Raw genomic sequence first — 7,154 nt, forward strand, 5'->3', positions numbered from 1 at the left:
ATAGGATTTTTCTGTGACAGTTTTATTACGGAACTGTCATAAATCGATGACTATTGTCACAAAAAGAAAAGCCCGGCAGAAAAACCGGGCTTTAGGTGAATGTTGTGGTTCCCTTTTCAAAGAAGCCAAACTGGGTGTTATTTCTTAGAAGTTATAAGTAATTGAAGCGTTAATACCTGTACCTACGCTTAGCTTACGAAGCGTAAGACCTTCCTGCTCAATTTCTTTTTCATCATTGAAAATGTTTTGTACACGGAATTTAATCGTAGTGTTGAAGTCTGGGTAGTAAGTATAAACAGCATCCAATGAATGGAACGGTTTTTCAATACCATCTTCAAAACCACGCACGCCAGGCGCAATAATACGCTCGCCAAATGAGTTATAAACTATTGATGCTGAATGCTCACCGTTATCAGAATCCCAACCCAGCTGAAGGTTAGCAACCCACTCTGAGTGACCCACTAGACGACGTTTGTCATTAGTTATGGTCGCCGTGATAGTACCGCCGTAAGCTTCACGAGCCTGCTGAGAAAACAGTGATTCTTGATCGCCACTGCCAATGGTTACTTCTGAGTCAGAAAGCGTCATATTTCCTGATACAAAGAAGTTACTGAAGTTATCACCAATAAAGCCAAGGTCGTGCAAGAATTCAAATTCGATACCATACAGTTCACCTTCCTGTCCGTTAGCCGTTAATAGCTGAGGCACACCTTCACCACCGTCAAACTGCACCATCTCGATAGGGTTTTCCATATCTTTGTAGAAGAGTGCAATAGACAAGTTGTTACCCTGTGACATATACCACTCCCAACGGAAGTCGATATTGGTCAGTTCAGTCTCAACCAGTGAAGGAGAACCACGTACAAGGAATTCTGTCAGCGGGTCAATAAAGAAGGTTGAGCTGATATCACGTAGGTCAGGACGAATTAGCGTCTGGCTGATGTTAAAGCGATACTGCATTTCTTCACTTGGGATATAAGTGAAAGCCAATGACGGTAGTACATCAGTTTCACTGTAGATGCTGTCAACAATAGCATCGGTATCATCTGCAAACGTATCAGAATGCTCGACAAATGGAATCGATACTTGCTGGAAATCTTCATAACGAGCACCGCCACTTACGCGGAACTTCTGGTTGAAGAATGCATCAACCATGAAATAGCCTGCGGTAAGTTTGGTTGCCGCTGAGTACTTATCACCTGCACCTGTGTTGTCCTGAAACACAGAACGCCCCGTTGAACTGGTGTAGAAGTCGTCGTTATAGATATTTTCCTGTGAGAAAATTTCATTCAAACGGCTACCTTCTTTAAAGTCAGAAGAAATACCAAAGTGACGCACCGCTAAGTCAATATTGTTACCGTCACGGGTTTTGTCGTAGTAATCCATACCGGCTTTAAGTTCAACATCGTAACCGTCGCCAAAGAATGCGGTAGACACGTTGAAACCATAGGTGTCAGACTCATCATAAAGCACCTGATATTGACGGTTAAGGTTAGTTCCAGGCGTATCATCAAGGCGTTCAAGCTCTAGTGCACCCGACTCGTCATAGAACTGCTGGAATGTTACTTCCATGATGTCTGGCGCTTCACGAGACGCACGGCTAGTTCCAACGTACCAATCGAAAAACACACCGTCTAACAAGTTAAGGAAATTGTGCGTGCCTTTCAGTTGTGAAGAAACCATTTCACGTTCTTCGAAAATGATATCCATGCGGCGAAACTCTTCCACGCCAGGATTAGATTCACTTTCATCGAAGTAGTATCCATCGCGAACACGGTCACGCATGTCGTGAAGTATCATGTTCACAAGTTCTACCTTGTGGTTACTGTTATATTCGTAACCCACGTTGAACATACCGCTCCAACGTACGTTTTGCTCAGTAGACACCATGTCGCGATATTTAGTGAAACGTGGATTTTCCTGACCACCACCAATATCGTTACCTAACATCTCTTCGGCAACGGTCCATTCGTTGCTGTAAGAAACCGTTGCAAGGAAACCAAGTACAGAGTCGTTGTCGAAAACGTAATTGTTACCAATGGTCGTACCCAAGCTGAAGTTCGGGTCTACAGACTTTTCGTCTGGGCCGATGTCCCAGTTAAATGAACTTAGGATATCCTGCGTTTCAGCCAGTGTTCTTGTACGGTCACCCTCGAAGCCTGCAGAACCATTTGCAGCAAGACCCGAGCTGATAATGTCAGGCAGTGCACGAGTACCGTCATCACGACCTGTCCAATCATCGCCGCCACCAGAATAGAAAACACCGGTATCGCTGTTTTGCGTATTCCAACCGCCACCTGCACTTACGTTAAATACAAACTCAGATGGGATTGATTTAGTACGAATGTTTACGTTCCCACCACCAAAGTGACCAGGCATATTGGGTGAGTAAGATTTCTGAACGTTCAGGCTTTCGATGATACTTGATGGAAATAAATCAAGCGGTACAACCGAGCGCGTAGGATCCGGACTTGGTACCGTCATGCCATTTAGCTGTGTGCTTGAATAACGCTCACCTAAACCACGAACGTAAATAAATTTACCGTCAACTAGCGTAAGACCTGTTACACGTCGAAGTGCAGCAGCGGCATCGCCGTCACCGGTACGAGAAATTTGTTCTGCGCCAAGAATATCAGCAACGAACGCCTGATTTTGACGCTCTTGTAAAACCGCCGTTGCGGTTCCTTTAAGTCGCGTGCCCGTAGCAACGACTTCTTCAATTACTTCGTCTTCTGACTGCTGTGCTACTGCTGATAACGGTAACGCGCTTGCGCCAAGAATGGACGCGATAGCCAGCGAAAGTCCACCCACTTTGAATGCTGACGTTTGATTGTTTTTCATTGTGTAACTCCTAAGAAACTGTAATCAGGTAGCTGCGCTTACACAAAAGCTAAGGCGTAAAAACGCCTTAGCTTTACTGTGTCTCGCATTCACTTATTAGTCTTGAAGACCAACAGTTACCCAACCCAGTGTCCAGTCAGACTCACCGTCGAATGCACCTTGGAAGTCTGTGCTATCAAAGAAAGCGTCCAAAGTAGAAGCGTCGAAGCCTGAACCTAATAAAACTGAATTGCTTGCAGGTACGAAACCTGTTGAATCAAAGCCAAGTGCTGCAGTGTCAGCAAGTACACTGTTGCCGTCTTGACCTTCAAACCACGCTTGGGTGCTGTCTGTACCTATTGTATCTGAACCAAATGCGCTCGCAGATGAACATGCTACTGTTGAGTGTGTAACAGTTAGTGAACCTGCTGCTGCGTTAGCAATTGACTCGTCACCATTCACTCGTAGGCAGTTGCTGTAGTTTGCACCACCGGTAACCACTAGGTTTTTGATTGTACCCGCTGTACCGTTGCGAAGACGTACACCGTTTGTATTGTCTGCACCTAAGATTGTTACATTAGAGACTGTTGGTGTAGTCAGTGGTGTCCACGCAGGGTTATCTTCGTTGTTGTCAGCTTCAAAGGCATTGTCGCCGCCCGCTGCATCTTGCTTGATAACTACGTACTGCGCCTTACCTGTCCAACCGAATGACCAGTCTAGAGAATCATCACCGATAGCTGTTAAAACTAAATGACTTACGTTCACTGTACCGCCGAAGAACTCAACGCCATCATCTAAGTTTTGGTGAACTTGGATGAAGTCTACTTCAGTGCCGCTACCGACACCCGCAAATGAAATACCATTTAGCTCATCACCTGCTGCAAGTGCTTTACCTGCGTGCTTAACGGTAACGTAGCGAAGCGTACCTGAGTTATCTTCACTGTCTGCACCACCATATAGGCCTGCATCACCTTCTGCGGCTACACCACAGTTTGCCAGTTCAGCTTCAGACGTATCACCGTCGTCACCTGTGTTACATAGGTTTGTTGGTGCGTTACCTAGAATAACCAGACCGCCCCATTGGCCAATGGCTGTTTCGCCGCCAGTCATATCTTCTGAAGATGTAAAGGTAATTGGCAGTGTTGCAGTACCAGACGCTTCAATCTTAGAGCCACGACGGACAACCAAGAAATCATCACCGTCTTCACCGAATACCGTAGTACCACGCTGAATGTAAAGTGAAGCGCTGTCAGCGTTGTCGTTACCTACCGCTGTACGACCTTTAATTAGCCAGTGAGCATCGTTAGTTAGCGATACGTCAGACGTGAACACGGTGTCAGCAGCGAGCTGATAAACAGGCTTATCAGTGATATCAGGGAAGCTCGCAGACACGTCGGTCGCCAAGCCTTGCTCTAGTGCCGTTGTAACGTCAGCAGGAATGCTGTCATTTACCGTAACAGTCCAACCGTCCATCCAGTTGTTGTCACCGTCGAATGCGCCGATATAGTCAGTTGCTGCGAAGAAGTCATTCTCTTGTGATACATCAACGCCCGCGCCAAGAAGTGGTGAGCCAGAGCGAGGTGTAAAGCCATCGTTAGAAAGCATTAGTGCATCAGCGGTAAGCACGCTGTTACCTGTTTGACCTTCGAACCATGCTTGAGTAGTACCACCACCGATAGTGTCTGAACCAAAGTTATTGCCTGCTTCACAAGCAACCACTGAATGTTCTACAGAAAGCTCGCCAGATACTGCGTTAGCAATCGACTCGTCGCCGTTAACACGTAGGCAGTTAGAGTAGCCTTCACCAGCAGTAACAACTAGGTTGCGAATGTTACCCGCAGTACCGTTGCGTAGACGTACGCCGTTAGTTGTGTCAGCGCCAACGATAGTCACGTTAGAAATAGTAGGCTTAGTGAGTGGAAGCCACGCTGGGTTGTCTTCGTTATTATCTGCTTCAATAGCGTTATCGCCACCAGCAGCTGATTGTTGGATATAAACGTTTTGCGCGTTACCCGTCCAACCGAAAGACCAATCTAGCGAGTCATCACCGATATCAGTAAGTACAACGTTACGCACACTAACTGTACCGCCAAAGAATTCAATACCGTCGTCTAAGTTTTGGTGAACTTGGATGTATTCAACTTTAGTGCCTGAACCAATACCCGCAAAGGAGATACCGTTTAGTTCGTCACCGGCTGCAAGCGCGCGACCTGCGTGCTTAACTACTACGTAGCGAAGTGAACCTGTGCTGTCTTCTGGGTCATTACCTCCGTAAAGACCCGCATCACCTTCAGCGGCCACTCCACATGCAGCAAGTTCAGCGTCAGAAGTATCTGAATCGTCACCGGTATTACATAGGTTAGTTGGCGCATTACCTAGAAGTACGATACCGCCCCATTGACCGATACCCGTTTCATCACCAATAAGGTCCTGTACAGAGGTAAACGTGATAGGTGCACTCGCTGTACCGTTAGCTTCAATCATTGAGCCACGACGTACTACCAAGAAATCATCGCCTTGCTCACCAAACACAGTCGTACCTTGTTCGATGTATAGTGTTGCACTGTCATCGTTGTCGTTACCTACAGCAGTACGACCTTTAATTAGCCAGTAAGCATCGTTGGTAAGAGTAACGTCAGATGTGAATGTGGTGTCTGCAGTAATTTCGTAAACCGGCTTGTCTAGGTCAAAGTCAGTCGATACGTCTGTTGCTAAACCTTGTGCAAATGCGTTTTGAACGTCAGTTGGGAAACCGCCGTTTACGCCAACCGTCCAACCTACAGTCCAATCTGTGCCGTTAGGGTTGAATGCACCTATATATTGACCGCCGCCAAGTGCAACAGGAGAAGAGGCTGTTGGGAAGTAACCATTGTCTTCAAGCATTAGTGCAGAAGCAGCTAAAACGCTGTTGCCATCTTGACCTTCAAACCATGCTTGAGTAGTGCCACCATTAATGGTGTCAGAGCCAAAGTTGTTCGCAGGCGTTTCACACGCAACGATAGAATCAGTAATTGAAAGCTCGCCCGACTCAGCATTTGCAATCGCTTCGTCACCGTTTACGCGAAGACAATTGTTCGCCAGGGTAGAACCTGTAATCAGTACATTTGAAAGTACACCTGCCGTACCGTTGCGTAAACGTACGCCATTTGTGCCATCAGCACTTACAATCGTCACGTTTGAAACAGTTGGCTTAGTTAGCGGTAACCATGACGGGTTGTCTTCGTTGTTGTCCGCTTCGATTGCGTTGTCGCCGCCGTCAGCTGACTGTTGGATATAAACGTTAGTTGCGCTACCAGTCCAGCCAAATGACCAATCTAGTGAATCGTCACCGATGTCAGTAAGTACAACATTACTTACATTAACTGTACCACCGAAGAACTCAATACCGTCATCAAGGTTTTGGTGAACCTGAATATAGTTAACTGTGGTGCCTGAACCGATACCAGCGAATGAAATACCGTTTAACTCGTCACCTGATGCCAGTGCTTTACCCGCATGCTTAACGACAACATACTCTAGGGTACCTGAGTTATCTTCTGGATTATTACCGCCGTAAAGACCCGCGTCACCTTCTGCAGAAACACCACAGTTTGCTAGTTCTTCATCAGATGTATCTGCATCGTCACCCGTATTACAAAGGTTAGTTGGTGCATTACCTAGCAGAACGACACCGCCCCACTGACCGATTGAAGTTTCTTCACCAGTAACGTCCTGTACCGATGTCATTACAATAGGCGCTGAAGACGTACCAGATGCGTCAATTTGAGAGCCACGACGTACAACCAAGAAGTCATCGCCGTCTTCGCCGATTACTGTAGTACCTTCTTGAATAGTTAGTACCGCTGCATCAGCGTTGTCGTTACCAACAGCCGTACGACCTTTGATGATCCAGTGAGCATCGTTCGTTAAGGTCATATCTTGAGTGATAGTTAAATCAGTATCTAGACGATAGACGGGCTTGTCTGTAATCGTTCCTGAGAATTCGCTTGATACGTCAGTGGCAAAGCCTAAGGAGAACGGCGTATCTACATCAGGGGTAGTCGGTGTCGTTGGTGTTGTAGGTGTAGTTGGTGTTGTTGGAGTTGTTACTACTTCATCACCTTCATTAATATTGATGTCACCGCCACAGCCTGCAAGGACAAGCGCAGTCGTTATAGCGCTTACCTTAAATATGTTACGAATTTCCATTAAATTCTCCAGATTTTTGTAATACGGATTCTAAGGTTTGCTAGAGAGTAAATGAGATCGGTGACATTTTTGTTACAAAGCAAAAAACTTATCGAATTTATTTGAACTTTTTCAGCTTTGAACTAAAGCCTATATAAAGCTATTGC

Annotated in this window: 2 protein-coding genes; both read right to left on the reverse strand. The window is 46.1% G+C overall.

The window, feature by feature from the left end; genetic code table 11:
* Positions 1-144: 144 nt before the first annotated feature.
* A complete protein-coding gene (locus KL866_RS03425) occupies positions 145-2,841 on the reverse strand; it encodes a TonB-dependent receptor domain-containing protein (RefSeq protein WP_025256527.1) in 2,697 nt (898 codons plus the stop codon).
* Between the two features lie 96 nt (positions 2,842-2,937).
* Positions 2,938-7,008 (reverse strand): hypothetical protein, encoded by a 4,071-nt coding sequence (locus KL866_RS03430; protein WP_214993377.1) that lies wholly within the window; start codon positions 7,006-7,008, stop codon positions 2,938-2,940.
* Positions 7,009-7,154 lie beyond the last annotated feature (146 nt).

The sequence above is a fragment of the Alteromonas sp. ALT199 genome (assembly GCF_018619335.1).
Taxonomy (GTDB): Bacteria; Pseudomonadota; Gammaproteobacteria; order Enterobacterales; family Alteromonadaceae; genus Alteromonas.